Origin of the sequence: Lactobacillus kimbladii (assembly GCF_000970755.1) — a bacterium.
Lineage (GTDB): Bacteria > Bacillota > Bacilli > Lactobacillales > Lactobacillaceae > Lactobacillus > Lactobacillus kimbladii.
In genome coordinates this window covers 953533-972813 of record NZ_KQ034007.1, presented here as the reverse complement: position 1 = coordinate 972813, position 19281 = coordinate 953533, and the positions used below count along the sequence as shown (strand labels likewise).

General features: G+C 33.5%; 15 protein-coding genes. 11 read left to right on the top strand and 4 right to left on the bottom strand.

Annotation, left to right across the window (positions count from 1 at the left end; translation table 11 throughout):
• Positions 1-43: 43 nt before the first annotated feature.
• From JF75_RS04955 to JF75_RS04920, 7 genes are all read left to right on the top strand, one after another.
• Positions 44-1174: a THUMP domain-containing class I SAM-dependent RNA methyltransferase gene (locus JF75_RS04955; RefSeq protein WP_046332105.1), complete on the top strand. Its 1131-nt coding sequence runs from the start codon at positions 44-46 to the stop codon at positions 1172-1174.
• Positions 1164-2351 carry a metallophosphoesterase gene (locus JF75_RS04950; RefSeq protein ID WP_046332104.1) on the top strand — a complete coding sequence of 396 codons (1188 nt, stop codon included), beginning with the start codon at positions 1164-1166 and terminating at the stop codon, positions 2349-2351. The genes JF75_RS04955 and JF75_RS04950 overlap by 11 nt, the downstream gene beginning before the upstream one ends.
• A gap of 605 nt (positions 2352-2956) precedes the next feature.
• Entirely contained in the window at positions 2957-4633 is a 1677-nt protein-coding gene (locus JF75_RS04940; protein ID WP_046332102.1) for a formate--tetrahydrofolate ligase, read from the top strand.
• Between the two features lie 8 nt (positions 4634-4641).
• Positions 4642-5106, top strand: coding sequence for a signal peptidase II (gene lspA / locus JF75_RS04935; RefSeq protein WP_045928075.1), 465 nt, complete (start codon positions 4642-4644; stop codon positions 5104-5106).
• Positions 5099-6010 carry an RluA family pseudouridine synthase gene (locus JF75_RS04930; protein WP_046332101.1) on the top strand — a complete coding sequence of 304 codons (912 nt, stop codon included), beginning with the start codon at positions 5099-5101 and terminating at the stop codon, positions 6008-6010. The genes lspA and JF75_RS04930 overlap by 8 nt, the downstream gene beginning before the upstream one ends.
• A complete protein-coding gene (locus JF75_RS04925) occupies positions 6011-7066 on the top strand; it encodes a carbamoyl phosphate synthase small subunit (RefSeq protein ID WP_046332100.1) in 1056 nt (351 codons plus the stop codon).
• A gap of 2 nt (positions 7067-7068) precedes the next feature.
• Positions 7069-10245, top strand: coding sequence for a carbamoyl-phosphate synthase large subunit (locus tag JF75_RS04920; RefSeq protein WP_046332099.1), 3177 nt, complete (start codon positions 7069-7071; stop codon positions 10243-10245).
• Positions 10246-10292: 47 nt separating this feature from the next.
• Here the strand turns inward: JF75_RS04920 and JF75_RS04915 are convergent, their stop codons facing one another.
• On the bottom strand, positions 10293-11981 hold the full coding sequence (locus JF75_RS04915; RefSeq protein ID WP_046332098.1) for an Rqc2 family fibronectin-binding protein: 1689 nt from the start codon (positions 11979-11981) through the stop codon (positions 10293-10295).
• 330 nt (positions 11982-12311) lie between these two features.
• Between JF75_RS04915 and JF75_RS04910 the strand changes: the two genes are divergently transcribed.
• From JF75_RS04910 to JF75_RS04900, 3 genes are all read left to right on the top strand, one after another.
• Entirely contained in the window at positions 12312-12725 is a 414-nt protein-coding gene (locus JF75_RS04910; protein ID WP_046332097.1) for a MarR family winged helix-turn-helix transcriptional regulator, read from the top strand.
• A 75-nt stretch (positions 12726-12800) separates the two neighbouring features.
• The gene (locus tag JF75_RS04905; RefSeq protein WP_046332096.1) at positions 12801-13679 is read left to right on the top strand and encodes a DegV family protein; all 879 of its coding nucleotides are present in this window, start codon (positions 12801-12803) and stop codon (positions 13677-13679) included.
• 52 nt (positions 13680-13731) lie between these two features.
• Positions 13732-14370 carry an NUDIX hydrolase gene (locus JF75_RS04900; RefSeq protein WP_046332095.1) on the top strand — a complete coding sequence of 213 codons (639 nt, stop codon included), beginning with the start codon at positions 13732-13734 and terminating at the stop codon, positions 14368-14370.
• A gap of 13 nt (positions 14371-14383) precedes the next feature.
• On the opposite strand, the gene xerS is transcribed toward JF75_RS04900, so the two are convergent.
• Positions 14384-15472, bottom strand: a complete 1089-nt coding sequence (gene xerS / locus JF75_RS04895) for a tyrosine recombinase XerS (RefSeq protein ID WP_046332094.1) — start codon at positions 15470-15472, stop codon at positions 14384-14386.
• Between the two features lie 1367 nt (positions 15473-16839).
• On the opposite strand from xerS, the gene JF75_RS04890 reads away from it, so the two are divergent.
• Entirely contained in the window at positions 16840-17199 is a 360-nt protein-coding gene (locus JF75_RS04890; protein WP_034979176.1) for a helix-turn-helix domain-containing protein, read from the top strand.
• Positions 17200-17242: 43 nt separating this feature from the next.
• Here the strand turns inward: JF75_RS04890 and JF75_RS04885 are convergent, their stop codons facing one another.
• Together JF75_RS04885 and JF75_RS04880 are read right to left on the bottom strand one after the other, a co-directional pair.
• Positions 17243-18172: a manganese-dependent inorganic pyrophosphatase gene (locus JF75_RS04885; RefSeq protein WP_046332093.1), complete on the bottom strand. Its 930-nt coding sequence runs from the start codon at positions 18170-18172 to the stop codon at positions 17243-17245.
• A gap of 128 nt (positions 18173-18300) precedes the next feature.
• Entirely contained in the window at positions 18301-19236 is a 936-nt protein-coding gene (locus tag JF75_RS04880; protein ID WP_046332092.1) for a LysR family transcriptional regulator, read from the bottom strand.
• Between the last annotated feature and the right edge of the window lie 45 nt (positions 19237-19281).

The following is a 19281-nucleotide window of genomic DNA, read 5'->3' as shown; positions in this document are numbered from 1 at the left end:
TCAAAGGGCTCAACGCTTTTTTTAAAGAAAAGAAAGAATTAAGATGGGAAAATATCAACTATATACAACTATGGGCGTAGGATTTGAAAGCGTTGTTGCCAAAGAACTGCAGGCAATGGGCTATCAAACACGCACTGAAAACGGCAGAGTTTTTTTTGAAGGCGAGCAAAAAGATATTGTCAAAACTAATCTGTGGTTAAGAACCGCGGACCGAGTTAAAATTTTACTGAAAGAATTTAAAGCAACAGATTTTGATACTCTTTTTAACCAAGTATATGAGATTGACTGGGCAGAGTTACTACCTATTGACGCTAAATTTCCTGTTAAAGGGAGATCAGTCAGGTCTAAATTGCACTCTGAACCGGGCATCCAATCAATTGTGAAAAAGGCGATTGTAAATAAAATGTCAGACCAATATCATCGTCGTGGCTTTTTGCCAGAAAATGGTAATGAATATCCTCTTGACATTCATATCAATAAAGATGTTGCCAGAATTTCATTGGATACTACTGGAGACAGCTTGTTCAAAAGGGGCTACCGTATTGAACACGGTGGGGCGCCATTAAAAGAAAACTTTGCAGCAGGACTTTTAAAATTAACTCCATATGACGGCACTCATCCTCTTATAGATCCAATGACAGGTTCTGGTACTCTAGCTATTGAAGCTGCATTAATAGGTAAAAACATCGCTCCTGGCAGTTGGCGCAGATTTGCTTTTGATGGCTTTGATTGGTTTGACAGTTCTATTCATCAGGAATTGCTCGTAGAAGCTAAAAGTGAAATCAAACCACTTGAACAACCTATATGGGCAAGTGACATTGATCAGTCTATTCTTGAAATTGCAAAATTAAATGCCAATAATGCTGGTGTATTGCAAGATATTTATTTTAAGCAAGTTGCAGTAAAGGATTTTGCTACTGATTTACAAAATGGAGTTATAATTGCAAATCCACCTTACGGTAAACGACTAAAAGATCGAGAATCAGCTGAAAACCTTTATAAGCAGATGGGCGCATCACTATTAAAATATGATAGCTTCAGTCAATATTATTTAGTTGGAGATCCTGCTTTTGAGAAATTTTTTGGTAAAAAAGCCACAAAAAAGCGCAAATTATTTAACGGCAACTTAAGAGTAGACTTTTACCAATATTGGGCAAAGAAAAATGATTACTGAGAAATCAAATACAGAATTTTGGGTTATTACGGACACACACTTAATTGCTGATAGCTTGCATGATGATGGTCAGGCATTTCGGCATATTCAGAATACTAGTCAGGGTAAAGATTTGGCTTATCAAGAAACAGCCTTACGTGCGTTTGTTGACTTTGCCAATAAAAAGAAACCCGCCGCAATAATTGTCACTGGAGATGTAACTTTTAACGGGGAGTTAGTTTCAGCACAAAAATTTGCTGCAATATTTTCTCGTTTAAAAGCAACAAAATTACTGGTCATACCTGGTAATCATGACATTTATGATGGATGGGCCCGAGCTTTTAAAGGTCCAAATCAACTATATGCTCAACAAATAAGTCCAAAAAGTTGGCAGGAAATATTTAAAAATTCATATGACTGTGCACTGAGCATCGATCCTGATTCATTAGCATACAGCGTTCAACTAAATCAACATTATCTTTTAATACTGCTAGATTCTAATATTTACGGTAAGCAGGAGTCTAATGGTGCACCGACGACCGAAGGACAAATAAATGAAGAAGAAATCATCTGGTTAGAAAAGCAGTTGGAAAATGCCAAAAGAAACCATCTAAGGCCCCTTTTATTTATGCATCATAATTTATATGTTCATAATCAGGCCGTAAATCGTGGCTTTGTCCTAAATAATGCTCAACTCTTATGCCGCTTATGTCAGGACTTCAATATTAAACTTGCTTTTTCCGGTCATATACACGCTCAAAACATAGTTGGACCAATAGGAAAAACACCTGCAATAGAAATAGTAACCTCTAGTTTTTGCTCATATGACCAGGGATACGGGGTAATCAAGGTAAGTCCAGACCATATTAAATATCAGCGTCATACATTTAATATGAAACCATTTTTGACTAAAAGAGAGCTGGAAGATCAAAATTTAGGCCATTTTCACCATTATTTGAAGGAAATTCAGATTAAAAATTTAAAGGGGAATTCCAACAAGAAAGATCATTTGTTTATAGAAATGAATTATCAATATTTTACTGGACATAATCATATCGAAAAAGAGCAATTGAAAAAGCTATATTCTTCCCCTGAATTTAAAATTTTGCTCAAACAAAGACCGCGTTTTAGCAATTATATGAAAACTTTATTCGATACGACTGGTCACAGCAACCTTGAAGCAGAAATTTGGTATTGAAAAGGAGCTTTTATGAGAAAGAAGCATTTCATTATTCTAGGTCGCAGTGGATTAATTTATTTTAGCTGGGTATTAATTGTGCTCTTCTTATGTCTTATTTTCTTATATGAGAGTACAAAAGTTTTCAATTGGCCGGCTTTAATTTGCGCCTTACTTTTTTTGATACTATTAGTTCATACTTACTTTAATTCATATTGGACCAATCAACTATTTAAGTTACCATTTCGTGCTAAAGCAAAATTGACTTCTGAACCAGCAATTATTATAGACTGGCATTTTTTTAAAATTTACAAAATCAAAATTGCAGAATTTGGTCAGTATTACTTATTAAGATTTGAAAAATAAAAAAAGACCAATACCTGAAAATGATATGACCCAAAAAACCTGGCAGTCATACCTAGAGGTGGCCTTTTTTGATGTTCCTGAAGAATAAATTTAACATAATTCTTAATTTATGGCTGACAATGCATAAAAATCGATCAATGTTTGTTATAATGACAATTGATTAACTAAAAGGTGGGACCTAAATTCTAATATGAAAAGGATATTATTTAAAATGAAAAGTTAGACTTTAAAATTTAAGAATATAGAAAGAGGCATGCGCAATGAAATCAGATATTCAAATCGCACAAGAAGCTCACGCATTACCCATTAAAGAAATAGCCGCTAAGGTAGGCTTAAGTGAAACCGACATTGAACCATACGGCAATGACAAGGCTAAAATTAACTGGCAGGCAATAAAGCGTATAATGGCTAAGAAGCACCTTGGTAAACTGATATTGGTTACTTCTATTTCACCCACTCCAGCTGGAGAGGGTAAGTCAACTATGACAATAGGTTTAGGAGATGCCATAAACAATCAATTACATCAGAAAACCATGATTGCTTTGAGAGAACCGTCAATGGGGCCAGTTTTTGGCTTAAAGGGCGGTGCAACTGGAGGAGGTCAGGCACAGGTAATTCCGATGGAGGATATTAATCTCCATTTTACTGGAGATATGCATGCTTTAACCGCCGCAATTGATACTTTAGCAGCACTAGTAGACAACTATATCTATCAGGGAAATGAACTTAAATTAGATCCGGATAGAATCCTTTTAAAGCGCGGAATTGATGTAAACGATCGCAGTTTAAGAAATATTACCGTTGGTCAAGGCTCAAAGTTTAATGGTGTTGAACATAAGTCTAGTTTCGCCATTACTGTTGCCAACGAATTAATGGCAATCCTCTGCTTGTCGACTGATATCGATGACTTGAAAAAGAGAATTGGATTAATGCTCGTTGGCTATACTATTGATGACCAGCCTGTTTTCGTTGAGGATCTTGGGTTTGAAGGTGCAATTGCGGCTCTTCTTTCCAATGCCTTAAAACCTAACCTTGTTCAAACAATCGAACATACGCCAGCTTTGGTTCATGGTGGACCATTTGCCAATATTGCTCACGGAGCCAATACAGTAATGGCAACAAATTTGGCCTTACACCTAAGTGATTATGTATTGACTGAAGCCGGATTTGGTAGTGACCTTGGTGGTCAAAAATTCATGGACTTTGTTTCTGAACATCTTGATAAAAAGCCAGATGCCAGTGTTGTTGTTGCTACAGTGAGAGCCTTGAAATATCAGGCAGAAGGGACTACTGATAACTTAAGTAAAGAAAATCTGTCTGCTTTACGCGACGGTTTTGGCAATCTTAAGAGACATATGAATAATATGCGCAATTATGGTATTCCTGTTATTGTTTTGATTAATCATTTTGCAACAGACACTAAAAATGAACTTAATCTTTTACAAAAGCTGATCAAAGAACAAGGAATTGACTCTGTTGTGGTAGATTATCATGAACAGGGATCAAAAGGTGGGGTAGAAGCAGCTAAAGCAGTTCTTGACTTAGCAAATTCTCAAAGTGGTCACCTTATTCCTACTTACCAAAAAGATGATGACGTTAAAACTAAAATTGCAAAAGTTGCACAAAAAATATATCATGCCGCACGAGTAGAATATAGTGAAAAAGCGGAAAAAGATATTCAAGAACTGGAAAAAATGGGGAAGGATAAGTTGCCTGTAATTATTGCCAAGACACAATATTCATTCACTGATAATCAAAAATTGTTAGGTGCTCCAAATGATTTTACCTTGCATGTTAAAGGTGCCAGTTTGAAAAATGGAGCAGGCTTCATTGTCATAACAACCGGGCATGTTTTAGACATGCCTGGGTTACCTAAACATCCTGCTGCATTAGATATTGATGTTGATAACAACGGCAAAATTAGTGGCTTATTTTAAAAGTAGCAATGCAATTTTTATATTTAATTATTTCGTTATTAATAGTGATCTCCGATCAGACTTTAAAGTCTTTTATTGCTGGTAACTATAAACTGGGGGAATCACACCAGGTTCTTCCTCATATTTTTTCATTTACCTACGTGCAAAACGAAGGTGCTGCTTGGAACATTCTTCCGGGTCAAATGGGACTTTTTTATCTAATTAGCATTATAGCCATCATAGTATGTTTATATTATCTGTTTATTAAAAAATTCCATAGCAAGCTTTTCAGTACTGGAGTTGCATTGGTTCTTGGGGGAATAATAGGTAATTTAATTGACAGGATTCATCTAAAGTACGTCATTGACATGATCCAAGTCGATTTTATTCAGTTCAATATTTTTAACATTGCCGATTCTGCAATAACAGTAGGGATAATATTAGTTTTTATTTATCTTCTGTTTTTTGATGAAAGCGAAAAAAATAATGCCTGATAAATATCAATTCGTAATTCAGGAGGAAAAAGGTAGAATCGATAAAGTGCTTGCAACTAAAATTCCATCCTTATCGCGCTCAAGGATCCAAGAATTAGTGCAAGATAAAAATATTTTAGTCAATAGCAGAGCAGTTAAAACTTCTTATAAGGTACAAAAAAATGATTTAATTTCAGTTAATGTACCGAAATTAAAACCTTTGGCAGTAGTTCCAGAAGATATACCGCTTGATATTATATATGAAGATCAAGATGTAATAGTTGTTAACAAACCTCAAGGTATGGTAGTTCATCCGGCTGCTGGACATCCAGATCACACTCTTGTCAATGCTTTGCTGTTTCATACAAAAAATTTAGCCGAAAGTCCTGAAGGCTTTCGGCCGGGAATTGTGCATCGAATTGATAAAGACACATCTGGTTTATTGATGGTGGCCAAAAACGCTTTTGCGCGTGAAAGCTTAGAGACACAATTAGCACAAAAAACAAATAAAAGACTTTATTTAGCAATAGTCCACGGGAATTTTTCTGAAAAATCTGGAACAATAGAAGCTCCGATTGGTCGAGATCATTATAATCGTAAAAAAATGGCTGTAGTCGAAAACGGTAAAGATGCAGTCACTCATTTTACTGTTCTAGAACAGTTCCCAAAATATAGTTTAATAAAATGTCAGCTTGAAACAGGGCGTACACATCAAATTAGGGTGCACCTAGCGTATATTGGACATCCGGTTGCAGGGGATCCATTGTACGGGCCACATCATACCTTAAATGGTAATGGTCAGTTTTTGCATGCTCAGGTTTTGGGATTTGAACAACCACATTCAGGCAAATGGCTGGAATTTGAAGCACAACCGCCACAAATTTTTTTGCAACAGCTGACTGACTTAAGAGAAAAAAGTGATTAAATGAAACGATATTTGATTCTGGAAAATGGTCAATCATTTCCAGGAGAAGGATTAGGAGCTTCAATAATTTCTACAGGCGAATTAGCTATTCAAACTGGTAATTTTGGCTACCAAGAAGCTTTAACTGATCCAACTAACGCTGGTAAAATTTTAGTTTTTACTGCTCCAATGATCGGTGGCAATGGTATTAACGCAATTGATTATGAAAGTATTAATCCAACTGTAAAAGGAATAATTGCTAATGATGTAGCCCAAAATATTTCAGATAGTGATAACTTTCAAGATTTAGCTTCCTTTTTAAAAGAAAAAAATATACCAGCAATTTTTAACGTTGATACCAGGGCTTTAGTCCATCTTTTGAATAAAGAGAAAACAATTAAAGCCTCAATTATGGATACAAATGATGATCATGCTTTTGATCAGATCAAAGCTTTGGTTCTGCCTAAAAACAAATCTGCCACTGTTTCAACTAAAAATGCCTATGCTGTGCCTAATGTGGGTAAAACTGTGGCTATCATTGATCTTGGCTTAAAGCATTCTATGCTTAGAGAATTATCTTTGAGAAAAATAAATGCTACTGTCTTACCTTACAATGTTTCAGTACCCGATATTAAAAATTTGCGCCCGCAAGGGATTATTATTTCGGGCGGTCCAGGAAAAGCAGAAGAACTTAAAGAGAATCTTAATCCGATCCTGACTGCTTTTTACAGGAAAATTCCGCTTTGGGGGATTGGCTTGGGCTTTTTAACCCTAAGCGAATTTCTTAATTTTGAATTAGTTGCTTTGCCTCAGGCTTATAACGGTATTAATTATCCAGTTATTGACCAAAATACAAATAAGATTTGGCAAGTAGCAATGAATATTGACCAATTAGTATTGCCAAATAGCGTTCAATTTGCAATGGAAAAAGAACTATACGATCTTCATAGTGAATTGTTAGCCGGCTACAGCAATAAAGCTAATAAAGTAATTGGTACGGCTTTTAATGCTGAAGGTGCGCCTGGAAGCCTTGATGCTCTTCCTATTTTTGATAATTTTGTAGAGATGATGGTGTAAAAATGCCTTTAGAAAATGATTTAGATAAAGTTTTAATCATTGGATCAGGCCCAACCCTGGTTGGTAAAGTGTCTGAAACTGATTTATTAGTTGAAGATGCAGTTCGAGCACTTTTTGAAGATGATATTCAAGTGGTTTTGGTTAATCCCAATCCAGCAACTGTTTCTACTGACAAAAAACCTGGTTTAACCGTTTATCTGGAACCAATGACATTGGAATTTCTTAAAAGAATAATTCGTATGGAGGAACCAAATGCTATTATTTCTGCTTATGGTTCAACTACAGGCTTAAAAGTTACCAGGGAATTGGTCCAAGACGGCATATTGCAAAAAATGGGGGTTAGGTTGCTAACACTGAATAAACAAACTCTTGCAATGGACAATCATCAAAAATTGAACTCCTTTTTGTCTGAGAACCAGATTGAAACCAATAAATATTGGAATCTAACTGACTTTAGTGCAGCTGATATCCAAAAGCAGCTATCTGAAAAAGTGCAGTTTCCAGTGATGCTTATCAAAGAAAATACTTCGGCCAATAATGGACAAATTATTTTTAATAACGTTTCTGATTTAAATGAATATTTAGCAAAAGAAAGACAATCTGAAAACTTTTCTTTTAGTAATTACCATTTGTCTGAAGATCTTTCTTCTTGGGGGGAAGTCATTGCTAACATAATTCGTGACAGTTCTGGAAATGTACTTTTTACTAATTTAGCTGATACTCTTGAATCCGTAGCCATCAATGCCGGCGATTCCGCAACTGTAATGCCAGCTTTAACGCTTAATAATGACCAAGTACAAAAAATTCGTGCCATTGCTAAAGTAATTGCTAGCAAATTAAAAATAGTAGGAATCTTAAATATTCATTTTGCTGTCAAGCATGATGGAACCAAATTTTCATTAAAGATTTTATCAATCAAGCCTCGGTTAACCCGCAGTGCGATTTGGTCAAAAAGAGTAGGGCTGTACAGCTTAGGCTATATTGTTTGTAAAATAGCCATTGGTTATCGTTTAGATGAAATCACAGATCCATTATCAGGTCTTAATGCTGCTGTTGAACCAACTCTAGATAAAGTTGCAGTTAGAATGCCTTTCTGGTCACTAACACAATCTGGAAGCAACCACTATTTATTAGGCACCAAAATGCGTGCTAGTGGGGAAGCCATTGGACTAGGAACAAATTTTGAAGCTGCTTTTTTAAAGGGCCTTGCATCAACAGTCAATTTAAAAATGGCACTTAATGTTTTTAAAACTGAAAAAGCAAAAGAAAAGAGCGAAATTGCAAGTGATTTGGAGCATCCCGATGAGTCACATCTAATTAAGCTTTTAGCCGCAATAGCTAAAGGCTTTGATTATCATGAGCTGCAAAACATTATTCATATCCATCCCGTTTATTTCCAAAAACTAGCTCATATCGTGGAAATAGGTCAAAAATTAGCAGCTGGAAATTTAACAGATGAACTATTGCTTGAAGCAAAAAAGAGGGGATTTCGCAATGCGTTAATTTCTGAACTTTCTAATGTTGATATTAAGGCAATTAAAAATAAGCTCACAAAATTACATTTGAAGCCAGCTTATCAGCAAATCGACGGGTCAGCCGGAACGATTAAACCTCTGGTTAAGGCATATTACAGCTCATATGGAGTTCAAGATGAAAGTCAAGCTTTAACTGCAGCCAAAAAAGTGCTTGTGATTGGAATGCTACCTTCACAAGTTTCAGTTACAAGTGAATTTGACTACATGATTAGTCATGCGATTGATACTTTACATAATAATAATTATGCCACTGTTTTATTATCTAATAACGATGAATCTGTGGCAATTAGCTATAAAAGGGCGGATAAGGTTTACTTTGAGCCTATAACTCTTGAAAGCATCTTACATATTGCTGAAAAAGAAGATATAAAAGATGTTTTAGTACAATTCTCCGGCAAAGAAATGAATGCTTTATGTAAAAAATTAATAAAAAACGGCTTAAATATTTTAGGCAATAAAAATATTAATCCAAAGGATCGCATAAAGCAGGTTTTAAATAAACCATTAAAAAATTTAGGACAAAATAAGCTTTTAACAACAGTTGATAAAACCGAAGCTAAGAATTTTATCAACGATCATGGTTTTCCAATCCTCATTGGTGGATTTAACAATATGGGGGTTAAGCAAAAATCTGCTGTTGTCTATGATTTGCCAGCTTTAAAGAAATATTTAAAGGAAAATCAATTATCCAAGGTCAGTTTGTCTCATTTTATCGAAGGAAATAAATATGAAATTACGGCCATTTCAGATGGTAAAAATGTCACCATTCCCGGTATTATTGAGCATTTGGAGCAAACAGGTTCTCACGCGTCAGATTCAATAGCTGTTTTTAAGCCACAAAATTTAACAAAAACAGGTAAAAAACTACTTATTGAATATGCTACTGAATTGATTAAACGTATAAAAATGCGGGGAATTTTTACGCTACATTTTTTAATTGTTGATAAAAAAATATTTTTATTACAAATTAAGCCCTACGCTGGACATAATATTGCTTTTTTATCTAAGGCACTGGGAAAAGATATTACCAAATGTGCAACGGAAGTGCTTATCGGCAAGAACTTACCTGACTTAGGTTATAAAAATGGTTTGTGGCATTCAAATAATTTCATTTTTGTTAAAATGCCTGTTTTTTCATACATTGACTACCAAAGTGAAAACTCTTTTGATTCAAAAATGAAATCGTCTGGTTCTGTCATGGGCCGAGATACTGAGCTTGCGAAAGCTTTATACAAGGGCTATGAAGCCAGCGGGTTAAGAATACCAAACTTTGGTACGATTTTTATATCTGTTCGCGATGAAGATAAAAAGAAAGTGACAGAATTGGCTCAACGTTTTTATCGTCTGGGTTTTAAAATAATTGCCACTGAAGGTACAGCTAATGGCTTGGCAGAAGCTGGAATAACCACAGGAATTGTTTCCAAAATCAGTCATGGTTCTCGCAGTCTATTGGATAAAATTCGACAACATAAAATTGATATGGTAATTAATATTACTAACTTATCCGACTCTGCTAGTGACGATGCAACCAGAATACGTGATGAAACTTTGAATCAAAACATACCTGTATTTTCTAGTATCGAAACTACAGAACTTATTTTGAGCGTTCTAGAATCGTTGGCATTAACCACACAGCCAATTTAAATACCACAAGTAAAAATGAAACGAGGATGAAGGATCATCCTCGTTTTTTAGTTTATTCTTTTACTTAATACTCGGTCTTTTTCAGGGGTTACCTCAATTGAATTTTGCCCGGTATAAATTACGAAACCAGGTTTTGCACCATTAGGCTTTTTTACTCTTTTATCCTGTACATAATCAACCTGCACATGGGCTGAACCTTTGGCCTTAGAAAAATAGGCTGCAATCTCAGCAGTTTCTAAAATATCCTCTTCTGTTGCCTGATCAGATTGCAAAATAACGTGCGACCCAGGTATATTTTTAACATGAAACCAAATATCAGTTTTATTAGCCTTTTTTAAAGTAAGCCAATCATTTTGTAAGTTGTTTTTGCCGACTAAAACCGTTTTGCCAGATGAAATGCGAAATTTATTGAGATTTTTCTCAGTAATTTTCTTTTTACGTTTAGGTTTCTGGGGCTTTTTAATATAGCCTTGATTCATCAATTCTTCGTTAATCTGATCGATATCCTGTGGTTCTGCATTGTCGATTGCAGTTTGGATAGTATCAAAATAATTTAAATTGTCTTGGGCTATTTTAATTTGTTCTTTAACGTGTTTAATCGAATCACGTAGTTTTTTATACTTGGTAAAATATTTCTGACCATTTCGAGCAGGAGAGAGTGCTGCATCAAGTTTAATTTTTAGGGGTTGATTATTATCATAATAATTGGGCAATTCAATTTCTGTCATTCCCGGTTTAACTTGGGACAAATTTGCATTAAGAATTTCTCCCCGAATCCTATATCCTTCTGAATTCTCAGCTTGATCCAATTGCTTTTGGAGCTTTACTATTTTTTTAGTTAATTTTTTATGCTCGTTTTTTATTACACGTTCTATCTGGCTTGACTTTTGCCTTACCCAATCCTGGTTTGCCTGGTACTGGTAAAAGCTGTCTAAAGCGTGGTTAATATCTGGATCAGAGCTTTCTTTAATCAAGTCAAGATGGTAGGGTAGATAAGGAAAAATTTTACGTTTATTATTAGGTGTTTTTAGAATAAAAGCACCTTTTTTATTAAACTGATCCATAAAAGTTTTAAAAGATGAATAAGAAAAATCGTCTTCCAAATAACCTGCAAGTTCTTGACGATCGTCCCGATCAAGACCACCAATCTGACTAGCAAAATTTTCAGGATCCGAATTCAGAGCTTTTTGAGCAAATTCTTTTTCCGTCATCTTAAAACCGTCAATTCCAGATATAAGGGGAGGTAACTCATATTTAGCTTTGGGCAAAAGTAACCTCACTCTATTTTCATCAGGATTAATTCTTTTAAGCAAATCAATTATGCGTCCACTTTTTTGGTCATAGAGAATCACATTGCTGTGTCTGCCCATTAACTCTAATGACAAGACTAGTTGCACTTGATCTCCAAGTTCATTACGATTGCTAAACCTAAAATTGACAATGCGATCAACCCCTAATTGGTCAATTGATTGTAAAATTGAGCCTTCCAAATATTTACGCAGCACCATAACAAAAGTTGGTGCTTTATCAGGATTAGCAATTGTTTGGTCAGTTATATAGAACCGTGGATACTGCGCATTGGCAGATAATAACAACTGTATATTTTTACGGTCTTTTCTAAAAGTTAGTACTAGATCTTGTTCAAATGGCTGATAAATCTTGGAAAGCCTGCTATTGACGATTTTCGGTTTAACATCATTTAACAGGCTATGTATGAACAAACCATCAAAAGCCATATTATCACCTCAAAACACGCTTTCTATTATACCAATTATTCAACAATAAGTACCCGTTTAGAATATAAATTATTAAAAATCTTAAAAAAGAGCACCACCAGTTATATAGTAATAATTTTACAATAAATAAAGAAATCATTGCAAAAAACTGATATACTGGTAATATAGATTTAAAGTTATTAATGCAAATATTTATAAGCTAAAAATAATAGTAGAAATCAAGCACGAATGTTTCACAATTTATACTTGGCTTTTTATGGTTTAATGTCACTTAAATTTTAGTTTATAAAATATTTTTATGATTTTGTTTTAATCAGAAAAGGTAGTTAAATGGATGTTTTATCTTTTAGCACAATTGCTGGAATTATAAAAAACGAAATAAACAGAAAGTGTGGGTTAAATCTTTCTCAAACTAGAATTTTGCTTTATTTTTACCATAATGGCAATACAGCTTTAAAAATGGGAGATTTAGCTGAAAAATTAAAAATATCGCTTTCAACATTAAGCAGACAGTTGCAGCAGAAGAAAACAATGAGCTTTGTAACAATTAAAAGGTCAGAAAGTGACTCAAGCAAGACAGTCTTGTTAAATGATCAGGGATTGGAAAAAATTTCTGAATTACGAAACGTTTTAAAAGAAATAGAAGAATCACTTTTACATGGTCTTACTGAGCAAGAAATAAAAACATTTGACCAAATATTTACTAAATTAGTGCAGAAAACAAAAGAAACAAGTTCTCTATAGTTGATAGTCGAAACACTTATTTTTTTATGCTATAATTCTTGTATGTTGTACAGACAAAAGCGAAAGGTAAATTAGATGAAGATTGCTTTAGTTACTGATAGTACTAGCGCCATAACAAAACAAGAGGCTGAAAAAAATAACATTATTGTTGTTTCAATTCCAATTATTATAGGTGAAAAAGAGTATTTAGAAAATGTTGATATAACCTCCGATCAGCTTTTTAAAATGCAGAGGGAGGGAGCAGATTTTCCTAAAACTTCTCAGCCAAGCACAGGCGATTTGATACGCCTTTTTGATCGCCTAAATAATGAAGGTTATGAGGCAATTATTGCTATTACACTTTCTAGCGGGATATCGGGTTTTTATCAAACATTATGTAATTTCGCGGAAAATCACCCAAAATATAATTTACATGCTATTGATTCTAGAATGACTGTTCGCTTACAAGGAAATTTAGTTTTGGCAGCAGCCAAAATGATAAAAAATGGTCTTGATCTGGATACAATTTTAGCTCGACTTGAAAAAATTCGTTCTACTATTGATGAAATATTTGTAGTTAATGACTTAAAAAATTTAAGTCGCGGGGGACGCTTAAGCAATGCCGGTGCTTTTATTGGTTCAATGTTAAATATCAAACCATTGCTTACTTTTAAAGACGGCAATATAGTAGCTTTTGATAAGATACGTTCTATGAAACGTGCATTTATCAAAATTAAGAAATTAACTGTGAAGAAAATAGATCAATTGCCTTACAAAGATAAAATCAAACTTTTTATTATTGATTCTAATGACAGTAGTCAGGTAGATGAGGCAAAAGTATTTTTAAGGGAAAAATTTCCGGAGCAAAATATTTCTGTTACCAAATTTAGTCCTGTCATTGCTACCCATTTGGGAGAAAAGTCTTTTGCAATTGGTTGGATGATTGATATAGATAAAATTGATTTAACTAAATAAAAGCAACCTTTCGTAGGGCTGCTTTTTTTGGTTTCAGAATGTGAGGATACGTATGAAAAAGGAAATGGATCAAATAACAAAATGGGCTGTAGAATTACAGAGTATTGCTCAAGACGGCATAGAATATGGTCACGATCGCTTTGATAGGGAACGATATGAACAGGTAAGAAAGATCGCTACTGAAATGATGGCAGCAAAAACCGGTCAGCCAATAAATATTGTTAAAGGTTTGTTTAGTAATGATGATGGGTATCAGACGCCTAAAGTTTCTACTAGGGCAGCAATTTTTAATAAAGAAAAGATTTTACTGGTTAAAGAGTCTACAGATAATTTATGGTCAATGCCTGGAGGTTGGTGTGAACCTAATATAACCGTTAAAGAAAATTGTATGAAAGAAGCCGCAGAAGAATCTGGACATAAAATTGAAGTTGATCAAATTATTGCTGTTACCAACCATTCAACTAATATTTATGATAAAGAGCGCATTGAAAGAGCAATTAATGTTTGTAATGTCATTTTTTTATGTAAAGATTTAGGTGGCAAGTTTTCCCAAAATACCGAGACTGACAAGTGTTCATTTTTCGAATTTGATAATTTACCACCATTGTCATTGCCACGAAATTCTTTAGCAGAAATAAAAATGTGTTTTGAAGCGAATCAAAATCCTAATTGGCAAACAAAATTTGAATAAAAAAGGCTTTGCGTCAAGTCCGTTTGTGATCACTATTCCTGTTATCGGTCTCTGAAATCTTATTTAATGCAGCACGTTGTTTTTTTTGATCAACATGGGTATATAAATCGGTTGCTGAAGTTCCTTTTTGGCCCAGTTGCTGAGCTACCAGCACTTGGTCTTTGGTTACACCATATAGTTCAGAAGCTACTGTATGGCGCAATTTATGAGGAGTGAGCGGGTGGCCAAAAGCAGCTGAATATTTATTGACCATTTTTTCGATAGCACTCGTGGTGATTCGACGTGTTTTATTATGCCAGCGAGTCAGAAAAAATGCTGAATCGTTTTTGACCGCCAAATACCGTTGTTTTCTTATCTTTTTATAGTCCTTGATGTAACCCAATGTCCATTCAGCAATTGGCACGCTGTCTCGTTGGCCACCTTTGCGGGTTACATCTAAGGTAGCCTTTTTAAAATTGATGTCTGGCAGATCTATTCCTGCACATTCAGAAACTCTGATTCCAGTTCCTAAAATTAAAGCAATGATTGCCATATCGCGTTCTTTATTTGCTTTAAATCCTGGTAAGGCATGCTTATTGCATTTAAATTCATAATTATTTGCAATAAAATCTAAAAACTGGTATTTTAATTTTCCTGTGTACATGTGTGATTCAAGAACGTGGGCCCGATAGTTTAAAGTTTTGGTATTATTAAGAGAATCAATTTTGAGCATGACATTGCGTTCAAAGTACGGTTTACCATTAATATTATCGGCAGTAATGGTTAAAAACTTAAATAGAGACCTCAGGGCATTAATAGACCGATTTATTGTAGTAGGCGAATTCAGGTTGCCTTGTTTATTTTTGGTATGACCTAAATAATTAATGTAAAGCATGATGTCATTGCGTTGCAAGTGAGCTAAAGTTTGTGTTTCAATATTTTGGTTATTTTTAGCTTTTGAAATACCTTCATGACGCAACCAATCAAAAAATCTTCTGATTTCTGTCAGATACTGATAGGACGTAGCTAAAGAGTGACTAGTGCCAAAATTATATTCTTTTACAAAATCTGGCATTTTATTTAATTCTTCGTCAATTAGATCTAAATATTTCTTTGTTTCCACGTAAAAAATTTCTCCTAGCTTAATTTAATAAGATACATATATTATTATAAAACAAAACTAGAATGTATGTTTGAGTCGCATATACTTATTATGAAATAGAGGAGAGAAAGGTATAAACTAGATCTAATTCTAAAAATGCCAAATTTGCATACCTAGAATTAAGTTTTGAAATTGTTTTTAGTAGAAATTTCTTCTTTAAGAATAACTTAGCTAAGAGATCAAATTTAATTTAGTTAAAAATAAATATCTATGAATATAAAATTTTTGAACTTAATTGTTATTTATATCTTTCATTAAAATTATAGTTTTAATGAAAGCAACTAAAAAAATGCTGCAATTGTTGACCAAACTAAAATTTTAACCAATTATTCCAGCAAACTTTAAATTCTCAATTTTAAACAATATTACTATTACTCAAAATTTTTTATATCTGCTTTATGATAAAATCTAACAATGATATTACTTTTAAAAGTACTAATATTGATTGACTTCAAATTACTTACTAATAAAAAAACTAACCAAAATTAGATTTAATAATAATTATTGGAGACTCACAGGCAGCTAAATGATCAATTATGCACTCATTTAGTTTTTAACGAGTTCTCAATTGACCTGTGACAAACTAAAACTAAAACTTTTTGGTCTAAATGAATCCTAACTCATTCTGATGGACTATCTTCAAATTTCTATTTTACTTTACATAATATATATTATACGAAGTTGTATCCATCTCAGTTCCAACCACCTTTTATCACTATTTCTTAGTTTATCAGCTCCGTTTATATAGCTAGATCTGTAATTCAAAAGTATAATTATTTCATTTGAATTTACTTCAAAAGTTTATTATGACAAATAAAAGTCGACATTATTCCAAAACCTATAATTTTATTTTACATTATACAAAATGATACTTATTACTTATAATTTTTTAAAATTAATATGATCACCCAGCTCTTTTTTTACCCAGATTAATTGATTTATTTAAAATTAATACTTTATAAGTGTAAAAATATAAATAAAAGCGCTTTCTATAATAAATAAATATATAAAACAATTAGATTTTAATTTTTTTACTTAAGCGCTTTTCTCCCTGCCCCTCTAGCAAGCGAATGCACGCTTTGATATAATATTTGCCACTCTTTCCTTTTTCACTTTAAGTTTAATTATTTGGAGCTTTTTTATTTTATTTTTCCAAAAAATAGCTTACAATACTATGTGGGGTATAGTTTAAAACATTTAGTTTGAGTATAATTTTGCCAAAAGCAAGTGTTTTATTCATTATTATTTTTATTTTACTGTTTATTTCTATAATTAATCTGTTATTATAGAATATGGAATTATTTTTTTGAAAGGGTTGAATTTATTCCATGAGTATAAATTTAGGAAAAGAAATATGTCGCAGGCGGCGTGAACAAAAGTTGACCCAGGAAGATCTCGCTGAATTAAGTGATTTATCGGTTAACTTTATTTCTCGCTTGGAACGTACAAAAAATCAAAATATTAGTATTCAAAAGCTTGACTCAATTGCCAGAGCTTTAAATACAACTACGCCAGATATTATCATGAATGCTTACCGCTTTAAGGAAGTTAAGGTGGAAAATCACCAAGATAATACTCCTGTATTTATTAAGAAGGTTCTTAATGAACTTAGAAAAATGTCACCTGATAAGGCTGAGAGAGTATGTAAATCATTCATTATTTTGGCTAAGGAAATTAACAAAGATTAAAAAAAGCACGAAATAGTTAAAAATCTATTTCGTGCTTTTTAAATTACTTAAATGCTTCAGTTAATGGTGGAACAACTTGCTTTTTCCTTGAAACAACCCCAGGTAAGCTGATTTCTGAATCTTTAACTTCACCAAATGCTTTTTCAAATGATGCTACAGCTTCATTTGAACCTATAACTAATGCGGTTGAGTCTGAATCGAGTACATTAGTTATAAGTAACATAAACAAATCATATCCTTCTGAATTGGCTGTATCTTTCATTGTCTTCAAGAAGGCTTCTTTGCGTTCCAGCGCTTCTGGCAAGTCAACTACATTAATTTGGGCTACACGGACATTTTTACCATTTAATTCAAATGATTTTGCATCTAAATCAATTAGTTCTTCTTCCGATTTACTTGCTATGTTAGTCCCTGCCTTTAATTCTTCCAAGCCATATTTTTCGTAATCTACACCAGCAATTTTTGCAAGTTCTTTAACCGCTTTTTTATCCCTATCGGTAGTTGTAGGAGATTTTAGCAATAATGTGTCAGAAATGATGGCAGAAAGCATGATGCCAGCGATATTCTTAGGAATTTCAACTTTAAAATGCTTATAAAGACCAAACATAATGGTACTAGTGCAGCCTACAGGTTCAGCAAGATAAAATAAAGGCATACTAGTGTCGAAATTCATAATTCTGTGGTGATCAACAACATGAGTTACAGTAACTTGATCAATGTCTGATACACTTTGTTGTGGTTCATTATGATCAACAAGCATTACTTCTTTAACTTCATTTGCTGCTGTTTTGATTACTCTTGGTGCTTTAAAACCAAACTTTTTTAAAGCAAAAGCTGTTTCATCATTAGGTTCGCCTAAAGCAACCGCCTCTGTGTTGTAACCAAGCTTATTCTGCAAATATGAATAAGCTATTGCTGTACCAATTGCATCTGTGTCAGGATTTTGATGACCGAAGACCAATTCTTTTTCCATTAGATTTCCTCTTTTTCTTTTTAAATTTTTACTTAATTATAGTTTACCTAATAAAGGCTATTCTTGACAGAATAAAATCATAAATTTTTCGTTTGATAGAAAAATTTTTACGAGATTATTTGATAACGTCAAGCTTCTAAGAATTTCTTAAATTCTTTCAAAAAGTTCTGTATGCGTGGCACCTCTTTTTTCCCTTTGCGATAGATAAGCGAAATGGTAAATTTTTTGATACCTTTTAAAAATACGGGTACTAAATTAATTTGACTTTGATTTAGGCTATAGTATGAGTTACTCACAATTGTGTCATACCCTGTGTCTTGTGCTGTATCAACCATCTCTTTGGTGGAAGTGAAAGTTAGTGGTACATTCAAACCATTTCTCGCATTCATTTTATTGCCAAGTTTGCCTTTAAGTATCTGAGTTAAATAAAAACTATCAGGATAAAGAACCCATCTTTTTCCTAAAAACTTAGAAACTGGATATGAATTCCCTGCTTCAAGATTTTTATCATGAGTTAAGATGGTTAACCTGTCTTGAGTAACTTTCATTAATTCATACTGGTTTTGTAAATTTGACTGGCTCTTTTTAGTGGTTTCAGGGAGATAAAGCATTGCTAAATCAATCAAATTATTATCAAGATTATACCAAAGATCCTTACGATTAAAATAAGATACGTTGATAGTTATATTGGGATAATTTTTATTGAACTCAACCAAAAATTTCCTAAGAAGATCATAATTAATACTTTCTAAAACGCCAATTGCAATATTGCCTTTATCAGCTTGCGTAAACTCCTGTATATCACTAACAACAGAGTTAATAGTTCCGAGCAACTTAATTGCCCCCGTCTGCAACTGTTTCCCTGCTTCTGTTAAGTAAAGTTTTTTACCCATCTGGCCAAACAGCGGAGTTCCAATTGCATGTTCAATTTTCTTTATTTGCTGAGTTAAAGCCGGTTGAGTAATGCCAAGTATCTGGGCAGCTTGGGTGTAGTTCATGGTATCAATTAATTGCAAAAAATAATGTAAGGATTTGGTTGAGAGTATTGTATCTGTTTTAGGCATAAGATTATTCCTTCTATCTTAACAATAATATTGCTCTATTTATAT